Below are 21,892 nucleotides of genomic sequence, written 5' to 3' on the forward strand. Positions count from 1 at the left end.
ACAAGGGGTATGCAAGATGACAGTGAGAGAAAATTCATGGGTGCTCATTACTGGAGCCTCCAGCGGATTCGGCAAGGAATTTGCCCGACAGTACGCCGCAAAAGGGAAATCGCTGATTCTGGTAGCCCGCAGGCTGAACGAGCTTGAAGCACTCGCGGACGAATTGCGTAGTCGTTTCGACGTCGACGTGATGGTGCAGCAAGCGGATCTTTCATCAATAAATGTGATTATCGATCTGCATCGGCGCCTGCATGACAGCAATACGGTGGTCGATGTCCTGATCAACAATGCGGGTTACGGCTTGCAGGGAGCATTCCTGGATGAGCCCCTGGAAAGCTCCCTGGCGATGATCGACCTGGACGTCGCCAGCCTGACCGCCATCACTCGTCTGTTTGCAGAGGATATGCGGGCCAGGCGCAAGGGGCATATCTTGATGACAGCCAGCCTGCTGTCCTACCAGGGCGTGAAGAACTTTGCGGTTTACTCTGCCGCCAAGGCTTACGTACTCAGATTCTCCGACGCCCTGCATCGTGAGCTCAAAAAAGACGGTGTGGTGGTCACGGCGCTTTGTCCAGGCATGTCGGATACCGGGTTTGCAGCAAGTGCCAAACAAAAGATAACACCGGTCTTGAAGAGGGTCATGATGCAACCCGAGCCTGTAGTGCGAGCGGGGATACAAGCGTTGCACGCAGGCCGCATGAGCGTCGTGCCGGGCTTTGGCAACAAGGCTATTGCGGTCTTGACCTGGGCCACACCCCGTCGACTTCACCAGGGCCTGATGTCACGGGTAATGGGTGTTTGAGCGGGCCAGGCAATGCCCCCGACGACGGATACCTGATCCACTAGGTATCCGCTCTCAGGCCCCGCAGTGAGTCAGAATCGATAGCTGACAGAAGTCCCCAAACCGCTCGCGCTATTTTTATACTTCGAGCTGTAGGCGCCTCTTGAGGCGGATACGTCATTGACCTGTACGCTTTCCTCCCATAGGTAGGAATACGCCACATCGATCGTGACATTCTCCGCCGGCGTCCACCCTGCCCCGACACTGATGACTTTCCGGTCACCGGTAGGGATTCGCGGCCCACGGTTGACGTTGTTGGCGGGGGACTGGTCAACCGAGAAGCCGGCGCGAAGAACCCACTGATTGTTCAGCTTATACGCCGTGCCGATAGCGTGCGCCCACGTGTCGTGCCAGTTCTGCTCCTCGGTAATACGACTCAGCGTTCCGCTCAACGCCGCAGGCAAGCCACTGTTTTCGAACACCAACTCCTTGAAGCGACTCCAGCGCGTCCACGTACTCCCCAGGTAGAGCGTCCAGTCATTGTTGAGTTGATGAGTCACGGAAAAATCGACTGATTCCGGGGTGTCCACATCCAAGGACGCGTCATAGCTCGTACCGCTTACACCCAGCACACTGAAGATACCGTCGGTGAGCTTGGTCTTGGCATCCAGCCGGTAGCTGACCTTGGAGTGATAGGTCAGACCCAACCGAGTTCGATCTGTCGCCTGCACTAGAATACCCGCGTTAAATCCAAGCGCCGTGTCGTCGCCGGTGCTTTTGAGTTTTCCGTCATTGCGGCCCGGGCTGAGTGGATTGAGCACCATCCCGGAAAGCTCACCACTGATACGGTTGATGGTCGGTCCGAAACCGATGGAGACCTTGTCGTTGAACGCATAGCTGATGGTGGGCTGAAACGTAAGGGTTGTGACCTCACTTTTGTTGGCGTAGTAGCGGCCGGCGAAACCACCGCCATAATCGGTCATTAGCCCAAACGGCACATAGAAACCCACACCGAACGCCCAGTGCTCATCGATGGGTTTGACGTAGTAACCCATGGGCACTGTGGTGGTCGGCACCATGTCCCCGTCCTCCTGCCCCCCGAATGTGCTGCGCGTCTGGCTTATATGGGCTTTTGCGAAAAGCGTTGCCGCCCCGACGCTGGCCTGCTCTTTTTTCAAGCGAGACATACCGGCCGGATTACCGAAGACGGTACTCGCATCTTCTGCCGATGAAGAACGGCCGGCAAATCCGGAGCCCATCCCACTGATGCTTTGTTCATTGAGAGCGAAACCGCTCGCGAACAGTTGAGTCGACGAGAGGGCAACAGCAAGGCCAAGCGGGGTCCTGCGCAGTATTTTTTTCATTATTAGGACTCGATAGATCATCGGGATAAAGCGGTAGAGAGCGTCACGCTGAGCGCGGGCTACCGGGAGGGGCCGCTGCGCAGCGCGACGAAGATCGTGCGCGCCGCGGCGATTCCTCCAGGATAGGTACAGCATATTTATTCATGTGACCATTTATGTCAATAGTCACCAATTCGACAAATGAACATGCGTGGCTAGGCGGCAAATGCTGCGCGGATAATCCACTCAGTTACCTGGTGAGGTTTGATACATGGCTGTGAATGTGGGGATCAGGCCCCGGATTCGAGTTAATACCGCGCCCCGGAAAATGGTGTCCACATGGATCGGTATTCACCATCATCTCAGCGTTGATATCAGAGCAAAGTGATAGAGATGATTAGCGCAGGCTCACGGCATCAAGCTACGCAGAATGAGATTGGAGGTGAGGACCGGAGCCAGCTCGACGAAGTCAAGGTTGTATTGCAAAAGCAACGGATTGACGAAAGGGCGCAGCGCAAGGTGGATCGAATCGACTGTTTCGTCCAAGGGTGTTTTGCGTTCAAATTCGCCGATCTCTCGGCCTTCACGCACAATCTGCAACACGAAGCCCCTGACCAAGGCGTCATATTGCTGAGCGCAGGGCCAGTTCTCAGACGCTGCAAATGCGGCGATGTCATAGAGCTTTCGATCACTGAAGAACAAATTCACCCCGGTAGCGATCAGCGTTTTCACCAAACGTCGAAAACGTTCGGTCGGCGAAATGTCCTCTACATTGATGGCCTGTTCTACGGCCGCGATGATTTCCGCCAGGCAATTGCCACAGATAGCCTCACCAATCGCCTGCTTGGAATCAAAAAACTTGTAGATGTACGCCTTGGAAAACCCGATCGCTTTCGCCAGGTCGGAAACCGTGGTTTTGCTATAGCCGTATTGACTGAAGTGCTGATTGGCCGCCACGACGATCTGATTCCGGATCTCATGATCGGCTGGGCCACGGATGCTGGGGGAAGCTATGGATGTCTTGTTCATGCGAGCTAGCTTACGCATCCGAAAAGCGCTTGACAACGAGTGACCAAATTATACTTTTGTCACAAGCTCGCAATGATCAGGGTTGGTTTCAGGTCAATTGTCTCTACGCGGAAGGCCAAACACCTCCCCTGTCAGCTTGCCGGATTGCGTGCCATGACGATCCACGTCGCGCCGTCGATCATCACCGACCGCTCGCCGGGGAGGCCCGCGAAGGCGGCGCGAACCGCGGCCCAGGCGCGGGCTCGGATGGCGTCGGGCTGATCAGCGAGCACAAGCGCCAGCGGGCCCCCCTCGAATGCCATCTTCACCGCGTCGTCGATCGCCGCGTCCCGCGTCACGCCCTCGCCGAACGGGATGGAAGCATCGAAGGGCGTGCTGGCGATATCGGTGAAGCCGGCCGCTGTCAGGATGCGTGCCACGCGCTCCCGGTCGCCAAACGAAAATGGGCCGGGCGCTTCGGGATCGGGCCGGGCGGTCAGCGGGAGGATGCCCTTGAGCGCGCCCATCGGCAGGCGCACCCAATCATTCTCGGCCACACCGCGCCAGCAGACGAAAGCGACCCGCCCGCCCGGCCGGAGCGCGCGTCGCATATGGGCGAACGCCCCTGTCGGATCGTCGAAGAACATCACCCCGAAACGCGAAAACAGGAGGTCAAACGCGCCCTCGGGCAACTCGGCGCTGCTGGCATCGGCTACCCGGAACCGGGCCGGCGTATCCTGTGGCGCCAGCGCACGCGCGCGGCCGATCAGCGGTTCGGATATGTCCACACCCAGCACATGACCACCCGCGCCGACGCGGGCGGCCAGAGCCAGGCTCGACGCGCCCGCGCCGCAACCGATGTCAAGCACGCGTTCGCCCGTGGCTGGCGCGGCGGCTTCGATCGCGGCCTGGCCGAATACCGCAAACATGGCGTCGAGCCGGGCCTGGTTGGCGGCCCAGTATTCTCCGCTTTGGCCATTCCAGTCGGCAACCTGATAGGCATTTTGCTCTGTCATGACATCTCCTCGTTTTGATTCGTTTTTAACCAGGCCGTGCAAAAGCCGGGAACGGCGACCTTCTGAGACCCGTGTTCCAGAAGCCTGCGACAACCGAATTGTCCTCAAACCAGCATCGACTGTTGGGCGGAGATACCCGCCGTCGCGCCGTGCGATATTGCCAGGGTGACCGAGGCCATAAGGGGGTTTGCCAGGTCGCCGGCGGCATAGATGCCGGGCACGCTGGTTTCGCGACGCTCGTCGACCTTCAGGGCTATGCCCTGGGGCGTATCCACCGTGGCGAGGCCCAGCGACTCATGCAGGCGCGCAGACGGCTTGTTGCGCGGATGCGCAAACAGAATGTCGACCGCGACAGGTGGGCCGGCGTTGAGCCTGACGGTGGCATTATGGTTCTCGGCATGGTCGATTTCGGTGATCCGGCCATTGACGACAGAGATGCCACGTCGCGCCAGATCGGCCTGGATGTCGGGTGGAAGGTCATGCCCATTGGTGAAGACCGTCAACGTGTCGGTCCAATCGTGGAACAGCCTGACCTGATTCATCGATTGCGGGCCGGACCAGACGAGGCCCCAATGCTGGCCGGCGACTTCAAAGCCGTCGCAATAGGGGCAAGGCACGATGGAGGTGCCCCAGTTTTCGGCATAGCCCGGAACATCAGGCATCTGGTCAACGACGCCATAGCTCAGGATCAGGCGGCGCGCCCTGAGGCTTTCGCCATCGCCAGTGAGGACGCAGAAATCGTCGATGGCGCCGGAGATGCTCTCGGCACGGGCAGTGACCAACCTGACCGTGGGATAGCGCGCCAGCTGCCGCCGCGCCTCGGCCAGGATCTCCAGCGGTGGCTTATGATCGTGGCCGAGCAGGCCGTGGGAGTGGCCGGCGAAGCGGTTGCGTGGGAGGCCGGTATCGAGAACGGTGACCTTGCGCCGGGCACGACCGAGCTGCAGGGCTGCAGCAAGACCGGCAAAGCTGCCGCCGATGATGATGACGTCATTCATGGTGATGGGCTCCGCGTTGTGGATGAAGGGAGATCGGCTTGCATTTTTAAGATACTTTGAAGTACCCTAATTCAAGAATTAGAATACTGTCAAGTACTGGAATATGTATGACTGAACACAACCAGGGTCGGCGCGGCCGGCCCGCCAACGAGGCGCTTGGCCAAACGATAGTCGACGCCGCGTGCGAACTTTTTGTGGAATTGGGTTTTCAAGCGACGACAATGGACAAGGTCGCCCAGCGGGCGAAGATATCCAAGCTCAGCATCTATCGGCACTTTGAGAACAAGGAAGCGCTGTACAGCGCGGCCATCGCGGCCCACTGCCATCAGTTTGCACCACAGACCCTTATTGAAGGCGTCGACGGTTCGGCGGCAGATCAGCTCATGGCGGTGGGAACATTCCTGCTTCGCACGTTGTTGAGCCCGGATGTGCGCAGTGTCGAAGCCATGATCATGGTCGACAAGACGAATCAAACGTCGTTAAGCAAGCTCCATTACGAAGCCGGCCCCGCCTATGTCATCGCCCAGATCGAGGCCCTGTTGCGTCAGTTGCACGGGAAGGCGGTGCTGAACGTGCCCGATCCTCTGGGGTCCGCCCGCTTGTTTGCCGCGCTTTTCAAAGGCTCCGATCTCCTGATGATCGCCCGCTTCGATGAGGCAAGAGCAGAGGATGAAATCGAATCCTATTGCCGATCGGCCGTCACCCTGTTCATCGCCGCGCATGGTGGCAACGACCGCGCTGGTGGATAAGCATTCATTGCTCCAGGCAGCTTGGCCTGAGCCGCCGTCCGGGCCTTGGCAGCTATCACCTGATCTATTCGAGCCAGCAGGCCAAACATCTGCATGGCCCCATGGCTTAGCTGAACACCGAAGAACTCTCAGCTTCGATATCGACCAAGGCGCGCCCTTTCGACCAACGCTTATAATCCGCGGGAGTCATCCCCGTCAGTTGTATAAAAGAACGACGAAATGACGTGTCCTCGTTATAGCCACAATTAAGGGCTACCTGTTTAACGCTGGCCCCTGGTATCTGTAGCAGTACACAGGCCGTCTCTATTCTCACGCGGGTGATGAGTTCTTTAGGCGATTCATTTGTGAGGTTCTTGAAGCGTCTGTGTAAAGTTCGCTCGCTCACATTCAACGCCTTGGCCAGCCCCGCAGCGGTCAGGCCAGGATTTCCGTGTCGAATGATTTGCTCGGTTTCCAGCAGCAGGGGATCGGCATTGTTAATGAATCCTCGGGGCGCGTAGACGGACTGGGGCAATGGCAAGCTATCGGTCACAGAAATATCAGCCGTTAATTTCGCTACCTCCGCGCCTGCCAGGCTCCGGATCACATAAAGCGCCAAATCAATCCACGACAAAGGCCCGCCGGTAGTCACGATGCGATCCTGGGACTCTACTGCGGAACCCCATGCAACCAGCGCCTTGGGAAATCGCTGTTTGAAAACATGGTGGAGCCACCACGTTGTAGTACAGCGCCGACGGTTCAACAGGCCTGCCTCGCCCAGCACAAATGTGCCGGCACACGCCGCACCCACCAGTGCTCCCTGTTGGTGATTGGCTTTAATCCACTGTGCAGCTCGCGTGAGGGATTCAGAGCCAGGTGGCAGCCGATCAGCCCCGAGTGCCATCCCGGTAACAAGTACAGCGTCGCAAGGCCCGACATTTTCAAATGTTGTATCAACGGGGATCACCCGCCCTTGCGGGTCTCGCACTGCGTTGCCATCGGCACTGACTATGATCGTCTCAAACTCGTCGCAGACGTGGGCCTTTAAGGCCGATGGCAACCCCGCCGGTGGAGACCTCAACGCCTGATTGGTCATCCAGAACAAATCAGCCAGCCCGGTAATCGCAGACATCAGGCTGCCCTCTAAAGCAACGATGGCAATGCGCATGGTAATTCCCTGTTTAAAGATCAAGATGGCGAGTTTTGCATGAAATATGGCCGATCCGAGCCCTCACGGTTTTAGCAGAGTCTCCCTAGACTTGCAGCACAAACTGTAGAGACGGCCTGCATGAAAAAGCTATTGCACCTAAATGTTCACTGCGCAAAAGCACGTTTGTGGGCGTTTCTAAGGTGGTCAGGTCGACTCACTTTCACAGTGGGAGCGTTCCTGCTGATATCTGGAGGCTCCGCCATGGCGGCAACAACCGCACACCCCGTGCCTAATATCGTGCTGGTACATGGTGCTTTCGCAGATGGCTCGAGTTGGTCGGCAGTGATGGAGCGATTGACTGCGATGGGCTATCACGTCACCGCTGTCCAGAATCCATTGACGTCATTGAGTGATGACGTAATCGCCACGGAGCGCGTTCTGCGCAGGCAAAAGGGCGATGTACTGCTGGTGGGACACTCGTGGGCTGGCGCGGTGATAACACAGGCTGGCAACGCCAGTAATGTAAAAGGCCTGGTCTATCTATCCGCGCTCGTGCCCGACAGTGGTGAGTCTGCTGCGGATCTCTTGGCGCGGTTGAAGGCGCCAATGACGGGCCTCAGCCCGGATGCGGATGGGCTGCTTTGGCTGGATGACCCAGCGCAATTTCATCACGTGATGGGCGCAGACCTGGCGATGTCAAACGCACGGTTTCTGTCATCAGTGCAGCAGCCAATTGCCGCCGTCTGTTTCGCCGCAAAGGTCAAGCATGCGGCCTGGCATGACAAGCCAAGTTGGTACTTGCAAACAATCGATGACCAGGCACTTCCCTACCCGGTACAGCAAACCATTGCGCGCCAGATTGGCGCCAGAACCTTGTCTATTCGATCCAGCCACCTGTCATTGATTTCTCAGCCCGATGCAGTAGCCAAATTCATCGACCGTGCTGCCAGCGAATCGGAAAGATGAGCCTCTGCCCACAAACAACGTTGATAACAACGCTTTTCCACTCCCGAGGAAATCAAGAATGAAAGTGCTCCATATTGACTCCAGCATCATGGGCAAAGATTCCATCACCCGAGATCTTACCGCCTCCATCGTTGCGCACATTCAAGCCAGTAATCCTGGTGCCCACGTGCAGCGCCGCGACCTCGCCGACCAAGAAGTGAGACACCTGAGTGGCTCAATTGCCGCAGGGTTTCGACAAATGGGAAACAGTGATTTTTCGGCAGAAATTTTATTGGAGCATCAACTCTCGGAAACGCTGGTGACCGAGTTTCTCGCGAGCGAAGTGCTCGTAATCGGTGCGCCAATGTACAACTTCAGCGTTTCGACTCAGTTGAAGGCTTGGTTAGACAGAGTCGCGCAGGTGGGGCGCACGTTCAAATATACCGAACGCGGCCCTGTTGGTTTATGCGGCGGGAAGCGCGTCATCGTGGCATCGGCGCGCGGAGGTTTTTACGCTGAAGGTCCTTTTCAGAACATGGACTTTCAGGAAAGTTACCTGAAAGCGTTTTTTGGCTTTCTGGGAATTGACGATATCGAATTCGTTCGTGCCGAAGGCGCCTCTAAAGGCGAGCAGGTTCGCGATAACGGCGTAAAGCTGGCCAAAAACGCCATTACCTCGGCAGTGGCACACTTGTCAGCCGCCTACTAATAACCATTAAAGCCAGGAGATTAACGGATGCTTTACGCCATAAAGTTGACCTACACCAGTTCTGCCGAACAGATTCGGGAGCATCTGGATGCGCACAAGGGCTGGCTGATCAAATACATCGGATCGGCACATGTGCTTTTCGCCGGCCCGCTCATGGATAAGAGTGGCGGATTCATTCTTGCCCACGCCCATCAGTTGTCAGACATTCAGAAAATAATGGCCGAGGATCCTTTTGTTGCCCACAGGCTTGTAAGCCTCGACATAATTGAGTGCGACCCGGCAATTCGCTCGACGGATTTCGCAGCACGCTGGGCCGAGAATGCGCAGTCTGTATAAATGACCGGTGAGTTTGGAAACAACAGGCTGCTTTAGACGAGGGGTCCAGAAATACCAACTTTGTCGACTCTTCACACCAATCTTTGGCTTGCCTGCACCACCGCGATTCGATGAGTAATCCGATTCTATACGCTATGTAGAAGCGTTCCTCATCATTCACCTCTGATTGATCTGGAACTCCCCATGGATATTTCTTTCACGACCTTGGTTCTATTTGCTACGTCAGTGGCGATTCTAATGATCACGCCCGGAGCGGACATGATCTACATCCTGTCTAATTCGATCAGTAATGGTGCCCGCGGGGGTATGGCTGCAATTCTTGGCGTGGCGAGTGGCGCGTTTTGTTATGTGCTTCTGGCGATAGCGGGTGTGGCGGCCCTGATCGCCGCGTCTCCACTGTTGTATGGCCTGTTGGTAATAGCAGGCGCGGCATACCTCTCCTCGCTGGGTGTGGGCCTGCTCCGCTCCGGTCAATCGGTGACACAGGTCCAGGGCGGAATCAGGGCAACTTTCTGGCCCGTCTACCGACGCGGGTTGATGACCAACTTGTTCAACCCGAAGGCGATGATGTTCACCCTCTCATTCATGCCGCAATTCATTCCACAGCACGCAAGTCATAAAGCACTTTCGATGCTTTATCTCGGTGTCGTCCTGGTAGTGGTCATGATTTTAGTAGAGCTGCCCCTTGCGCTCTGTGGACGACAGATTGGCCTTAAGTTAGGTAATAATCCACGCATTGGTGTGTGGATCAACCGAGTCGCAGGGGCGTTGCTGCTGTCCATTGGTGTTTTTCTTGTACTCTCTAACGTCTTCTAAACCGTCTTGCCCAGGATAGTCGTTGGACAAATAACGGTCATTCCCTTTGGAAAACCACAGCGCTAGAACACAAAGCTATGCCCTAACTCCACCTCCATCCACCCCAAGAACCGCCTGACCCTGGGAAAACTGGAGTGCGCCTTCGGGAACACTAAATGGTGGGCGGCGACCGCAGCGCTCAACGCTTCGGGGGCGACTTCAACCAGCGAACCGTTGGCCAGGTATTTTTGCGCCAGCAGCGTGCTTTCAAGGGCGAACCCCAGGCCGTGGCTCGCGGCTTCCAGGCTCATGTAGGAACGGTCGAAACTCAAGGCGTAGGGCTTTTCGGGGCGCGCCAGGCCATGCTGGGCGAACCACTCAGGCCACCTGAGCAAGGTTGCTTCGGAAAGGATCAGCTCTTGTGCCAGGAGATCCGCGGCGTTTTCTACCGCGCAGCGCGCGATCAGCTTGGGCGAGGCCAGCACCGCGAAACTTTCGTTGCGTACGGTGCGCACTTCATAGCTGGGCCAATTAGGCCGGCCGTGACGAATATCCACATCGATCTTGTCCTGGCTGAAATGCAGCGACTCATAGGAACACGACAAATTGATCTGGATGTCCGGATTGCTCGCGCGAAACGACTCCAACCGCGGCATCAGCCAGAGCAAGCCAAAGCTGGGGGCCGAATGCAGCCGCAGGCAATCCAGGCTGACGTCACTCGCGGCGCGCTCGGTGGCGACCTCAAGGCTCTGCAACAGACCGGAAATATCCTTCAAGTACTGCTCACCCACTGGCGTCAGGGTCACCCCACGCGCTGCCCGCACAAACAACTGTCGACCAATCATCACCTCCAGCTTGGCCAGTTGATGGCTGATCGCTGACGGTGTGAGGTCGAGCACTTCGGCGGCCCTTGCCAGGTTGCCGAAACGGGCTGTCTGCTCGAAGGCCTGAATGGCTCTCAGCGGTGGCAGATTGGAGGTGGGGATATCGTCCTGGCGCATCGGTATTCAGCCTATTGTTTTTTGGGTCGCGGGCGGATTGTGCCATTCAAGCATTTGCGGTCCACATTGACGAGTGCTGAATTTTATTCATGTAGCAGTGAGGTTTGCGTTATTGCTCGGCCCGTCGACGGGGACCACTCTGAGCCATCGATCGCTGAATCGAACCATAAAAACAATCAGAGGTATCCCTCATGCTTCTTCAAGGCAAAGTCGCGATTATTACTGGCGCCGCATCCGCACGCGGCATCGGCCGCGCAACCGCGCTCACCTTCGCCCAACACGGCGCCCGCGTTGTCATCCTGGATCTCGACGAGTCCGCCGCCCGTGACGCCGCGGCCACCCTCGGCGAAGGCCACCTGGGCCTGGCTGCCAACGTGGCCGATGAGCAACAAGTCCAGGCAGCGGTCGCCAAGGTGCTGGAGCACTACGGCCGTATCGACATACTCGTCAACAATGCCGGCATCACCCAGCCCATCAAGACCCTGGACATTCGCCCGAGCGATTACGACAAGGTCCTGGATGTCAGCCTGCGCGGCACGCTGTTGATGTCCCAGGCGGTGATTCCGGTGATGCGCGCCCAGGCTTCGGGCAGCATCGTCTGCATGTCATCCGTATCGGCCCAGCGCGGCGGCGGCATTTTCGGCGGCCCGCACTACAGCGCCGCCAAGGCCGGCGTGCTCGGACTGGGCAAGGCCATGGCCCGCGAATTCGGCGCGGACAACATTCGCGTCAACGCCATTGCGCCAGGCCTGATCCATACCGACATCACCGGGGGCCTGATGCAGGATGAGCGCCGCCACGCAATCATCGAAAGCATCCCCCTGGGTCGGCTTGGTGCCGCGCAGGATGTTGCCAATGCGGCGCTGTTTCTCGCCAGCGACTTGTCCTCCTATCTCACCGGCATCACCCTGGATGTCAACGGCGGCATGTTGATCCACTGACCACAGGTGCCAGCACCCGCTGTCCATTAAGTTCTGGATCGAAGATACGTCGGGCTTCAAGCCCGGCGTTCTATAAAAACAAGAGATCAGACCCTCATGATGACCACCATGACGCTCGACACTGTGTCCACAGTGCGCGCAAGCGCGTATCGCAAAACTGCCTGGCGATTGATGCCTTTCCTGATGCTGTGCTACCTGTGCGCCTACCTGGACCGGGTAAACGTCGGGTTTGCAAAGCTGCAGATGATGAATGACCTGTCCCTGAGCGAAACCGTATACGGGCTCGGCGCGGGCATGTTCTTTCTTGGCTATTTCCTCTGCGAAGTGCCGAGCAACCTCATCCTCCACAAAGTCGGTGCCCGGCGCTGGATCGCGCGGATCATGATTTCGTGGGGCATTATCTCCGCCCTCTTCGCCTTCGTGGAAACGGCCTGGCAGTTCTATGCGCTGCGCTTCCTGCTCGGTATCGCCGAAGCCGGGCTCGCACCGGGCCTGCTGCTCTACCTCACCTACTGGTTCCCCTCCTACCGCCGCGCCAAAATGACCGTGCTGTGGTTCATCGCCATCCCGCTCTCCGGCATGATCGGCGGGCCGCTCTCGGGCTACATCATGACCCAGTTCGCCGGCGTACATGGCTGGGCGGGCTGGCAGTGGATGTTCGTGCTCGAAGCCATTCCGACCGTCATCGTTGGCCTGATGGTGCTGGCTTACCTCAAGGACGGCGTGCACCAGGCGACCTGGCTCACCGATGAAGAAAAAGCGCTGGTCAGCAAAGAACTCGCCGAGGACAACAGCCGTAAAGTCACCCATGCATCGGTCGGCGCCTTCCTGCGCGACCGCCGCCTGTGGATTCTCGCCTGCATCTACTTTTGCGTGGTCATGGGCCAGTACGCGATCACCTTCTGGCTGCCGACCCTTATCCGTAATGCCGGTGTTGCCGACCCGATGCACATCGGCTTGCTCACCAGCCTCCCCTACCTGTGCGCCATTGTCGCGATGGTGCTGATGGGGCGCAGCGGCGACAAGCACCAGGAGCGCCGTTGGCATCTGGTGGCGCCAATGCTTGCCGGTGCGCTGGGCCTCACGTTGGCGGCGGTGTTCGGCACCCAACTGATGCTGTCGGTGTTGTGCCTGTGCCTTGCAGCAGCAGGCGTGCTGTCGGCGTCGTCACTGTTCTGGATGCTGCCGACCACCTTGCTCGGTGGCGTCTCCGCCGCTGCCGGGATCGCTGGAATCAACAGCTTTGCCAATCTGGCGGGTTTCTGCTCGCCCTACCTGATTGGTTGGATCACCACCACGACCGGTTCGAGCGCCATCGGCATGTACCTGATTACCGGTGTGCTGTGCATCGGTGCCTGCCTGGTGCTGCGCATTCCTGCCGCTTCGGTCAATCGTTGAGTTAACGGAGAACTTCCATGACTGCCACTTTATCTCGCGCGTCCTCCACCACGCTGGTGCAGCGCGCCCATAACATTCGCCGCCATGCCTTGCGCATGGGCCAAGTCCAGGGCCAGGGCTATGTCGGCCAGGCGCTGGGCGCGGCAGACTTGCTCGCCGTGTCGTACTTCCACGCCTTGAACTACAAGCCCGAAGACCCGGAATGGGAACAGCGTGATCGCTTTTACCTTTCCATCGGCCACTACGCGATAGCCCTGTATGCGGCGCTGATTGAAGCGCAAATCATCCCACTGGATGAACTTGAAACCTACGGTTCGGATGACAGCCGCCTGCCCATGTCCGGCATGGCCGCCTACACCCCCGGCATGGAGATTACCGGCGGCTCCCTGGGCCAGGGGCTGGGCATCGCAGTGGGTGCCTGCCTGGGCTTGAAGCGCAAACAGTCCGCCTCATTCGTCTACAACCTGCTGTCGGACGGCGAGCTGAATGAGGGATCCACCTGGGAAGCGGTCATGTCCGCTTCGCACTGGAAGCTCGACAACCTGATCGCCATTGTCGACGTGAATAACCAGCAAGCCGACGGACATTCCAGCGAAGTGCTGGCATTTGAACCCATCGTTGACCGCTGGCAAGCCTTTGGCTGGTTCACCCAGCGGGTAGACGGTAACGACCTGGATGCCTTGGTCAAGGCGTTCGACGCGGCCCGCAGCCACCCCGGCGCACAACCGCGCGTCATCATCTGCGATACCAAAATGGGCAAAGGCGTGCCGTTCCTGGAAACCCGCGAAAAGACTCACTTCATCCGCGTCGACGAGCATGAATGGGATGTGGCCCTGAACAACCTGGAAGAAGGCAAAACCGTATGAGCAACGCACACAAGACTGACGTTCAGGCACCCGCAGCGGCGAAGAAAAAGCTGACCACCTCGGCGATGATTGCCTCGATTGCCGCTGAAGGCCAGGCCACAAAACCAGCGCCATTCGGTCACGCATTGGCCGCACTCGCGGACCAGCGCCAGGACATCGTGGGTTTATCGGCTGACTTGTCCAAATACACCGACCTGCACATTTTTGCCAAGGCGCATCCGGAGCGTTTCTACCAGATGGGCATGGCCGAGCAACTGTTGATGAGCGCGGCAGCCGGCATGGCTCGGGAGGGGTTCGTGCCCTTCGCTACCACTTACGCGGTGTTTGCGTCGCGCCGGGCCTATGACTTCATCTGCATGGCGATTGCCGAGGAAAACCTCAACGTCAAAATCGTCTGCGGCCTGCCGGGCCTGACCACCGGGTACGGCCCCAGCCACCAGGCAACGGATGATCTGGCGATTTTCCGCGCCATGCCCAACCTGATGATCGTCGACCCCTGCGATGCCCTGGAAATCGAACAAGCCGTGCCCGCCATTGCTGCGCATCAAGGGCCGGTCTACATGCGGTTACTGCGCGGCAACGTACCGCTGGTGCTCGACGAATATGGCTATACATTCGAGATCGGCAAGGCCAAGACCCTGCGCACGGGCAATGAGGTTTTAATCATTTCCACCGGTTTGATGACCATGCGCGCCCTGGAAGCCGCCAAGGAACTACAGGCAGATGGCGTGGATGTCGCGGTGCTTCACGTGCCCACTATCAAGCCTTTGGATGAGCAGACCATTCTGGCTGAAGCCAGAAAGCCGGGACGACTGGTAGTGACGGCCGAAAACCACTCCATCATTGGCGGATTGGGCGAAGCGGTGGCAACCGTGCTGTTGCGCAATGGCGTTACCCCGACGTTCCGGCAAATAGCGCTGCCGGACGCGTTTCTCGATGCGGGAGCGCTTCCGACGTTGCACGATCGCTACGGTATTTCCACCCAGGCTGTGTGCGCGCAGATCAAGGGTTGGCTATAGGGTTTGAACCTGCTGGGGACTGAATGAGTCCCCTGCAGGAGTGCCTCCGTTTGAGGTGGGGCCGCTCAGGACGCTACAAACGAAAAGCCGCGACTGGCCGCACTGCGCTCATATTCCAGGAGACACTCATAGTCAGCCTCACTGGCCGGCAGGACTTCCTTGATCGCGAGGTCACGGGACACCTCAGGAAGCTGCTCCAAGGCGTCGTTCATTGCGTTCCTGATTGAAACGGCGTCCTGACCAATCGAGGTGATGTAAGGCAGGCAGGGACTGCGCGCACTTCGTGTCAGGATCCTGAGGCCTTCGACCTCGTCACTGTGATCTCTCGCAAGATAGTCGTAGGTCATGCTATCGATGGAAGCCAAATCACCCTCGCCGTCTCTAAGCCTTCGCAGGCTCTCCCTGTGGGATCCGGTGAAGGTGAGTTTCGAGAAGAAACCTCGGTCACTGATCCCGGCCAGCGTGTGGCGAAATAAATTCATTCCAGAGTTGGAATCCGGGGCGTTGATCAGGCCATGGCTGCCCTGGAAACCCGCCAGGTCAGTCACGGCCGAATCAGCCCTGCAGAGCAGCAAACTGCAATGGTCCCCCCCCGAGCCATGGGTAAGCTCATAGCTCGGGCGCCCTACCAGTTTTACCTTTCCCCGCAGCGACGTAACGAATGGATAGCCACAGGTCTGGGATAACAACAGATCCGGGGAAAGCCAGTGCGCCGCGAGATCAACGACCTGTGTTTGCCCACGGCGCTCGCCGAGAATCGCCAGGATGCGCTCAAGCCAGGCATCCTGTGCGTGTAGAACCCTGGCGGGAGCGAGGTACATGGATAGATCGCTGGTCATATGACATCCATTCAGAGGGTGCGATTGATACTGCTCACAACAGGAAACGGTTGGCCGGCGTCTTCAAGCCCAAGCGATCCCTCAGTGTCCCGGGCTCATATTCCTGGCGGAACACCCCTCTGGCTTGCAGCAGAGGCACCACGCCACGGGTGAAGGTTTCGAAGTCAGTGGGCAAAAACGGAAACATGAGGTTGTAGCCATCGACGGCATTCGACTCGTATAACGCTGAAAGCTTGTCGGCAATATGCTCCGCCGTTCCGATCAACAGCCAGGTGCTGGAGCTCTTGACCAACCGGCGCCCTATTTCGCGGATGGACAGGGAGGTGTCGTACTGCTTGAGCAGGGCCAGCTCGGTTCGAATGCCATCAAACTCGGACTCATCCGGCAACGCTGGCAACGGGCCGTCCGGCGATAGTCCTGTCAGGTCCAGGCGGGTGTAGCTGGAGACCAGGTCAATCGCCACCGCATCGATAATCAGGCTGTCCTCCAGGTGCCGACGTCGTTCCTCCTCAGTCTCATCCCCGAGCACCACCGGCAGCACGCCGGTGATGATTTTCAGATCACTGGAATGCCTGCCCTTCAACTCGAGTCGGCGATTCAAATCGGCCCTGTACGCCAGTCCCTCCTCGACCGAGTTGATAAAACAGAAGTGTACGTCCCCATGGGCGGCGGCCAGGTTCTTGCCGGCTTCAGAAGACCCCGCCTGGGCAAGGACCGGATGCCCCTGGGGTGGACGCGGCACGTTAAGCGGCCCACGTACGCTGAAATGTGCGCCTTTGTGATTGATCGGGTGGATTTTCGAGGGGTCGGCAAAGTCGCCGGTGCCCTTGTCAAATTCAAGCGCGCCCTCCTCCCAGGAGTCCCAAAGCTGCTTGACGACCTGGATGAACTCCTCGGCCCGCAGATAACGATCGCCGTGTTTCGTCACGCCTGACAATCCGAAATTCGAAGCCTCTTCTTCCAGCCAGGACGTCACGATATTCCAGCTGGCCCGCCCTGCGCTGAGGTAGTCCAGCGAAGCAAAATAGCGCGCGAGGTTGAAGGGCTCGTTATAGGAAGTCGAAGCCGTGCCCATCAGCCCGATGTGCTCGGTAACCGCCGCCAGTGCGGACAACAGCGTAATCGGTTCCAGGCGGGCGTTGGCATAGTGCCTCAGCCCGCTGGCCACGGAGTCCCAGACCGCAACGTGATCCGCAACAAAAACCGCATCAAACTTCGCCGCCTCCGCCGCCTGCACCAGTTTTACGTAGTAACCCAGGGTCAATATCTCTTGGGTCGGTGCCTGCGGGTGGCGCCAGGAAAAACGATGATCGCCCTGGGGGTTAAAAAAGAACAAATTCAAAATCATACTTTTATTCGACATAACGCCTCCGCGACCTTACCCACGTCGCATTGATTTTCACTGGACCGTCTTGACGGTATGTTCGGCGACCCACTGCGCCGCGACTTTCGCGGGGTCCTTGTGATCGATATCAACCAGGCGATTGAGTTGCTTGAGGTCGTCATCGGTCAGCTTTGCAGAAACCTCGTTAAGCACCTGGGTGACTTCCGGGGTCAGCAACGCCTTGCGCCCCAGTGGCGTGATGTTTTGCAGGGGCTGTTGGTGCTTGTCGTCCTCGAGGACAACCCAAGGCTCTTTCGCCAGGATGCCTTGCGTGGAGACCACCGTGGCCACGTCGATGGCGCCGGAGTTCAACGCCAGCCGCGACAAGGGCCCGCCCATGTCCAGCGACTTGACGCTCTTGAAGTTGATGCCGTAGACCGCCTTCAACCCGGGCAGGCCTAACGCGGCCGTGGCGACTTCGGGAGGCCCGCCCAGGGTGAAATCACCCGAGACGGGCGCCAGGTCGGACAAGGTGCGCAGGTTGTACTTTTCTGCGGTCTTTTGGGTGACGGCCCAGGCAGTAATAGAGCCTGCGGACGAGGGCTCAAGCAGCTGGAGGTCCGCCGGCAACTTCTGTTGCAAAGCGCTGAGGATCTCCTTTTGGGTGGTCAGGGCGGTCTTGTCGTCATAGAAACTCAACAGTGACCCCAGGTATTCGGGGACGACGTCTATATCGCCGTTTTCCAGGGCCTGGGCGATGATCTGGCGGTTGCCCAGATTGAGTCGGGTCTTGACGTCTATCCCTTGATTTTTCAAGGCTGACGCATAGATGTTGGCGAGAATCGTCTGCTCGGAAAAATTGGCCCCTCCAATGGTGATGGACTGAGCGCTGGCCAACGCGCTGCCCACCAGCAAGCCCAGCCCCAGCAGCAATGAAACCGAGTGCGCTGAGCGAGCCTTCGAACGTTGTTTGTTTTTCATGTGGGTTTGCACCTCTGCAGAGTTAATACACACTTTCAAGTGCCTCAGGTCATGTAGCGCTTAGTTCGATTTTCCCCGCGCGCCATTTTCTAACCATGAATGTTTCTATCATTGAACAAACCCACTCACTGGCAATCGCCAGTGCCGACACCATCAGTGCGCCGCCAATGATTTGCGGCGTATCATTTCGGCCCAGTCCATCAATCAGAAACCTGCCCAGCCCGCCGAAGCCGGCATACGCGGCGATGGTGGCCGTGGCGATAAGTTGCACCAGGGCTGAGCGGAACCCTGAAAAGATCAGCGGAAAAGCCAGCGGCAACTCGAGCTGAAAAAACATCTGCCCTCTGCGCATGCCCATCGATCTGGCAGCCTGCTTCAGGGATGAATCCACCTGATCGATGCCAACATAGGTATTGGTTAATATCGGCGGGATGCTCATGGTCACCAACGCGATAATCACCGTGCTGGTTTCATAGCCAATAAGCATGATTGCAAGTATCACAATACCCAGGGACGGTAATGCTCGCCCAATATTGAACAGCCCTATCGCCACCTGCGCGCCTTTGCGGTAGTTAGCCAGTAGTACGCCGAGCGGCAACGCTATTGCACAAGCAATAGCCAGGCTCAAGGACACATAATAAATATGCTCTGCCAGCCGAGTCAGTATGCCGTTTTCACCCAACCAATTATCTGGAAGAGAAAACCAAAGGTAGACACTTGCGATCATGTTCATCAGCGCACCCAAGGCACCAGCCATTTATTGATTGAATAAAACAGAAAATCAAAACATAACGCCAACATCACGGTCAGGACCAGGCTGACTGCCACAGGTGTAGTGAAACTTTGAGCCAGCCCGGTAATGAACAGCTGGCCCAATCCGCCTTGACCAATCAAGGCAGTAACCGTCACCAGCCCCACCAAAGTAACCGAGGTTGTTCGTAAGCCCGCCAATAACGCAGGCAGCGCCAGTGGAAGTTCAACCCCGAGGAATCTCTGCATGCGCGTATACCCGAGCGCACGGGCTTCCTCCAATACGTCCGCAGGGTTACTCGCAAGTCCCGCCAAGGTGTTCTGCAACACAATAAGCAAGGAATACAGGCTCAAACCAATGACCGCCGTGGTCTTGGATAACCCGGTAAAAGGCATTATCAAAATAAACAGTGCCAGGGACGGAATGGTAAAAAGTATGCCGCAGGCATAAATCATCGGCCGCGCCAATCCTGGCTGCCACAACGTCAAGAGCACCATTGCACCCGCCAACAGCATCCCTATACACAGGCCCAGGGTCACCAGTTGAATATGATCGACTAACAGCTGGCCGATCTGCTGCCAGTTTTCAACGATCCAGGACCAGTCAATCATTGCGCACTTCCGAAGCGGCGTTCATTAAGTGCGCTGTGAAGGCTGGCAATCGACAGGCAACCTTCGTAACCGCCGGCCTCGTCCACGCGAACAACCACACCCATAGGCGCCGTTAGCATCTTAACCAGAGCGTGATGCAACGAGTCGTGACTCGACACTGTTGTCAGCTCCGGAACAGGCATGTCCGAGTCACTGACCCACTTCAACGGGTTGGACTTGTCATCCAGTAGAAGTTTGAATTCACAACTGATCTCATCCACCGGAAGATCAGAAACCTTCATCAGCGAAAGTCTTTTTAACAGCGGATCTTTGCCGATAAAACTCCTCACAAACTCGCTGGCAGGATGGGCAAGGATGTTGTGAGGGGTATCGAACTGGACAAGTTTCCCTTCGCCCTCGAAGATCGCAATCCGATCACCAATCTTGATGGCCTCCTCCATATCATGGGTCACCAGGATAATGGTTTTATGCAGACGTCGCTGAAGCGCAACCAGTTCATCCTGCAGTCGCTCGCGTATCACCGGATCAAGCGCGGCAAAGGGTTCGTCCATCAATACAACCGGTGGGTCCGAGGCCAATGCCCTTGCCAGGGCGACACGACTTTGCTGCCCGCCCGACAGCTGGTTAGGGTAGCGGTCCAGAAATTCCGGCTGAAGCCCAACCAGGGAAATGAGCTCGCTCACGCGCTGGCGGATTTTATGTTGGCTCCAGCCCAGCAGCCGCGGGACTGCGCCAATATTTTCGGCAACCGTCTGGTGAGGAAACAAGGCGGCGCTCTGCATCATGAAACCAATGCCGCGACGTAGCGTAACGACGTCAAGTTCATCGGTCGCCACGCCGTTGACACGGATGCGGCCACTGTCCTGGGTATCCAGCCGGTTGATCATGCGCAGAATGGTGGTTTTGCCGCAGCCACTCGGCCCGACAAATACACAGATCTCCCCCTCCCGGACGTGAAGCGTTAAATCGCTCACGGCCATTCGCGGGCTGCCTTTATGAGTTTTCCTGATGGCTTCAAAACGTATCATTTTCCGACGCCCACATTAGCTTGCCTAGTGTTAGTGCTCAGCAGGATGGCGAGGACAATCCACGGGACTGACCAGATGTTTCTGCAATAACTGGAAGTAGCCATGAATGACATAGCCATTGTTTCGCGCGATCCATTGTTCACGCCTGGCTCTATACACCCTGGGTAAGTAAAACCAGGGCAAACCGGGAAGATCGTGATGAACCAGGTGAAGATTGAGGTTGAGAAACAGCCAACTCAACAGCCCCGACGATTCATTGATAACCGTGCGGTGTTCCGGATACGTTGACGGACGATGTTCGTAAAACGACCTGATCATGGCAATCGACAAGGCCGGCAACGAAACCAGGAATAAGTACTGTATGGCACTGATGGCGCTGTATTCCTCAACCAAAGCCAGCACTACGCCAACACTGAGTAGATGCGCGGCCCACATCCGCCAAGCGATTCGGCCGGTATGAAACAGCCCTCTGATTTCGCTACCCGCAAGGGCTATCACCGCCAGTGGCGCGCCCATAAGCAAACGACCGCCCAAGGTCTTGTTTACCCATAACAACGTTCTGATATACCGAGGCGAGCGCAACCAAAAAGCACCGCTGACATAACGACTTTCCGGATCTTGCCCGGGTACCGTCAGCACTTCGTCGTTGTGATGTGCCAAATGGGTGTCCCTGTAAATGTCATAGGGGTACCAAACGGCAAACGGCGGAAATCCCAAGGCCTTGTTTATGGCGGGCCAACGGGTTGGGTGACCATGGATAAGCTCATGCTGAATCGACATCCACAGCACAACCAGTGGCACCAGCAGGACAAGGCTGAATACTTCGCCAAGTACTTGCCCATAAAAAACAATAAACGCCCAGGCCAGATAAAACCCGACTAACAAAAGCCAGGTGGGCCATTCGGTTCTACTGGTCAGGGTAGTGCTCAGCTTGACGATTTCCGCTCGATGAGCGTCATCCAAATAGTTTGGCATTGTTGTCAGTCGCGATAGAACGTGCTCGGAACGGGCGCCCAATCACTCACACTTCAAGCTGCAACCCATAAACCGGGATTACCTGAAGATGAATGGCTGGACTAACGGTATGGAAGTGCCCAACAACGACGATTCACATGGCGTAGAGAAGAAACGCCAAGCCTTCGCTGATTGCACTGCAGGCTTCGCTGTTGGCCTGACAAGGGAGAGGTTTGCCGGTAACGGATGGAACGGCAATGGAAGAAAAAGGACGGGTGCTGATATTGTCGGCGTGAGAAATCGCGACATGGGCGCCGTCATGTGACAGAGCCTCAAGGCTGATTTGGAAGATTCGGGCGCCGGACATAGT

At 57.4% G+C, this 21,892-nt stretch carries 24 protein-coding genes; 11 read left to right on the top strand and 13 right to left on the bottom strand.

Annotation, left to right across the window (positions count from 1 at the left end; translation table 11 throughout):
- The first annotated feature begins 16 nt into the window (after positions 1-16).
- Entirely contained in the window at positions 17-802 is a 786-nt protein-coding gene (locus J1N02_RS30440; RefSeq protein ID WP_421148295.1) for an SDR family NAD(P)-dependent oxidoreductase, read from the top strand.
- Between the two features lie 71 nt (positions 803-873).
- Here J1N02_RS30440 and J1N02_RS30445 read toward each other — a convergent pair whose 3' ends face one another.
- The 4 genes from J1N02_RS30445 to J1N02_RS30460 all read right to left on the bottom strand — a co-directional run bounded on the left by J1N02_RS30445 (position 874) and on the right by J1N02_RS30460 (position 5,146).
- Positions 874-2,145, bottom strand: a complete 1,272-nt coding sequence (locus J1N02_RS30445; protein WP_368960814.1) for an OmpP1/FadL family transporter — start codon at positions 2,143-2,145, stop codon at positions 874-876.
- A gap of 387 nt (positions 2,146-2,532) precedes the next feature.
- On the bottom strand, positions 2,533-3,153 hold the full coding sequence (locus J1N02_RS30450) for a TetR/AcrR family transcriptional regulator (protein ID WP_368960816.1): 621 nt from the start codon (positions 3,151-3,153) through the stop codon (positions 2,533-2,535).
- Between the two features lie 131 nt (positions 3,154-3,284).
- Positions 3,285-4,148: a class I SAM-dependent methyltransferase gene (locus J1N02_RS30455; RefSeq protein ID WP_421148210.1), complete on the bottom strand. Its 864-nt coding sequence runs from the start codon at positions 4,146-4,148 to the stop codon at positions 3,285-3,287.
- A gap of 104 nt (positions 4,149-4,252) precedes the next feature.
- Entirely contained in the window at positions 4,253-5,146 is an 894-nt protein-coding gene (locus J1N02_RS30460; RefSeq protein WP_421148211.1) for an NAD(P)/FAD-dependent oxidoreductase, read from the bottom strand.
- A gap of 107 nt (positions 5,147-5,253) precedes the next feature.
- On the opposite strand from J1N02_RS30460, the gene J1N02_RS30465 reads away from it, so the two are divergent.
- Positions 5,254-5,895 (top strand): TetR/AcrR family transcriptional regulator, encoded by a 642-nt coding sequence (locus tag J1N02_RS30465; protein WP_027605730.1) that lies wholly within the window; start codon positions 5,254-5,256, stop codon positions 5,893-5,895.
- 106 nt (positions 5,896-6,001) lie between these two features.
- Here the strand turns inward: J1N02_RS30465 and J1N02_RS30470 are convergent, their stop codons facing one another.
- Positions 6,002-7,042, bottom strand: a complete 1,041-nt coding sequence (locus J1N02_RS30470; RefSeq protein WP_027605729.1) for a GlxA family transcriptional regulator — start codon at positions 7,040-7,042, stop codon at positions 6,002-6,004.
- A gap of 243 nt (positions 7,043-7,285) precedes the next feature.
- Here J1N02_RS30470 and J1N02_RS30475 point away from each other — a divergent pair, with 243 nt between their 5' ends.
- From J1N02_RS30475 to J1N02_RS30490, 4 genes are all read left to right on the top strand, one after another.
- Positions 7,286-7,990 carry an alpha/beta fold hydrolase gene (locus tag J1N02_RS30475; protein WP_092358100.1) on the top strand — a complete coding sequence of 235 codons (705 nt, stop codon included), beginning with the start codon at positions 7,286-7,288 and terminating at the stop codon, positions 7,988-7,990.
- A gap of 58 nt (positions 7,991-8,048) precedes the next feature.
- Entirely contained in the window at positions 8,049-8,678 is a 630-nt protein-coding gene (locus J1N02_RS30480; RefSeq protein ID WP_405125860.1) for an FMN-dependent NADH-azoreductase, read from the top strand.
- Positions 8,679-8,705: 27 nt separating this feature from the next.
- On the top strand, positions 8,706-9,014 hold the full coding sequence (locus tag J1N02_RS30485) for a YciI family protein (RefSeq protein WP_027605726.1): 309 nt from the start codon (positions 8,706-8,708) through the stop codon (positions 9,012-9,014).
- A gap of 183 nt (positions 9,015-9,197) precedes the next feature.
- The gene (locus tag J1N02_RS30490) at positions 9,198-9,830 is read left to right on the top strand and encodes a LysE family translocator (protein ID WP_421148212.1); all 633 of its coding nucleotides are present in this window, start codon (positions 9,198-9,200) and stop codon (positions 9,828-9,830) included.
- A 62-nt stretch (positions 9,831-9,892) separates the two neighbouring features.
- On the opposite strand, the gene J1N02_RS30495 is transcribed toward J1N02_RS30490, so the two are convergent.
- On the bottom strand, positions 9,893-10,810 hold the full coding sequence (locus J1N02_RS30495; protein WP_027605724.1) for a LysR substrate-binding domain-containing protein: 918 nt from the start codon (positions 10,808-10,810) through the stop codon (positions 9,893-9,895).
- A 191-nt stretch (positions 10,811-11,001) separates the two neighbouring features.
- Between J1N02_RS30495 and J1N02_RS30500 the strand changes: the two genes are divergently transcribed.
- The 4 genes from J1N02_RS30500 (at position 11,002) to J1N02_RS30515 (ending at position 15,034) form a co-directional block, all read left to right on the top strand.
- Positions 11,002-11,751, top strand: a complete 750-nt coding sequence (locus tag J1N02_RS30500; protein ID WP_027605723.1) for an SDR family NAD(P)-dependent oxidoreductase — start codon at positions 11,002-11,004, stop codon at positions 11,749-11,751.
- 96 nt (positions 11,752-11,847) lie between these two features.
- Positions 11,848-13,149 (top strand): MFS transporter, encoded by a 1,302-nt coding sequence (locus J1N02_RS30505; RefSeq protein WP_108574443.1) that lies wholly within the window; start codon positions 11,848-11,850, stop codon positions 13,147-13,149.
- 17 nt (positions 13,150-13,166) lie between these two features.
- The gene (locus tag J1N02_RS30510) at positions 13,167-14,015 is read left to right on the top strand and encodes a transketolase (RefSeq protein WP_027605721.1); all 849 of its coding nucleotides are present in this window, start codon (positions 13,167-13,169) and stop codon (positions 14,013-14,015) included.
- On the top strand, positions 14,012-15,034 hold the full coding sequence (locus tag J1N02_RS30515; protein WP_027605720.1) for a transketolase family protein: 1,023 nt from the start codon (positions 14,012-14,014) through the stop codon (positions 15,032-15,034). Before J1N02_RS30510 ends, J1N02_RS30515 begins: the two co-directional genes overlap by 4 nt.
- 65 nt (positions 15,035-15,099) lie before the next feature.
- Here the strand turns inward: J1N02_RS30515 and J1N02_RS30520 are convergent, their stop codons facing one another.
- From J1N02_RS30520 to J1N02_RS30550, 7 genes are read right to left on the bottom strand one after another with little or no spacing between them, the layout of a single operon-like run.
- The gene (locus tag J1N02_RS30520) at positions 15,100-15,873 is read right to left on the bottom strand and encodes a phosphate/phosphite/phosphonate ABC transporter substrate-binding protein (RefSeq protein WP_421148213.1); all 774 of its coding nucleotides are present in this window, start codon (positions 15,871-15,873) and stop codon (positions 15,100-15,102) included.
- 34 nt (positions 15,874-15,907) lie between these two features.
- A complete protein-coding gene (locus J1N02_RS30525; protein ID WP_027605718.1) occupies positions 15,908-17,236 on the bottom strand; it encodes an LLM class flavin-dependent oxidoreductase in 1,329 nt (442 codons plus the stop codon).
- Between the two features lie 36 nt (positions 17,237-17,272).
- Positions 17,273-18,178 (bottom strand): ABC transporter substrate-binding protein, encoded by a 906-nt coding sequence (locus tag J1N02_RS30530; RefSeq protein ID WP_092358108.1) that lies wholly within the window; start codon positions 18,176-18,178, stop codon positions 17,273-17,275.
- A 49-nt stretch (positions 18,179-18,227) separates the two neighbouring features.
- Positions 18,228-18,911, bottom strand: coding sequence for an ABC transporter permease (locus tag J1N02_RS30535; protein WP_043293549.1), 684 nt, complete (start codon positions 18,909-18,911; stop codon positions 18,228-18,230).
- A complete protein-coding gene (locus tag J1N02_RS30540; RefSeq protein WP_027605716.1) occupies positions 18,911-19,540 on the bottom strand; it encodes an ABC transporter permease in 630 nt (209 codons plus the stop codon). Before J1N02_RS30540 ends, J1N02_RS30535 begins: the two co-directional genes overlap by 1 nt.
- The gene (locus J1N02_RS30545) at positions 19,537-20,568 is read right to left on the bottom strand and encodes an ABC transporter ATP-binding protein (protein ID WP_421148214.1); all 1,032 of its coding nucleotides are present in this window, start codon (positions 20,566-20,568) and stop codon (positions 19,537-19,539) included. Before J1N02_RS30545 ends, J1N02_RS30540 begins: the two co-directional genes overlap by 4 nt.
- Before the next feature lie 30 nt (positions 20,569-20,598).
- Positions 20,599-21,543, bottom strand: coding sequence for a fatty acid desaturase (locus J1N02_RS30550; RefSeq protein ID WP_421148215.1), 945 nt, complete (start codon positions 21,541-21,543; stop codon positions 20,599-20,601).
- A gap of 109 nt (positions 21,544-21,652) precedes the next feature.
- Here J1N02_RS30550 and J1N02_RS30555 point away from each other — a divergent pair, with 109 nt between their 5' ends.
- Positions 21,653-21,847, top strand: a complete 195-nt coding sequence (locus J1N02_RS30555; protein WP_027605713.1) for a hypothetical protein — start codon at positions 21,653-21,655, stop codon at positions 21,845-21,847.
- The last annotated feature ends 45 nt before the right edge of the window (positions 21,848-21,892 follow it).

The sequence above is a fragment of the Pseudomonas sp. NFX5 genome (assembly GCF_049132125.1).
In the GTDB taxonomy this organism is placed as follows: domain Bacteria; phylum Pseudomonadota; class Gammaproteobacteria; order Pseudomonadales; family Pseudomonadaceae; genus Aquipseudomonas; species Aquipseudomonas marginalis.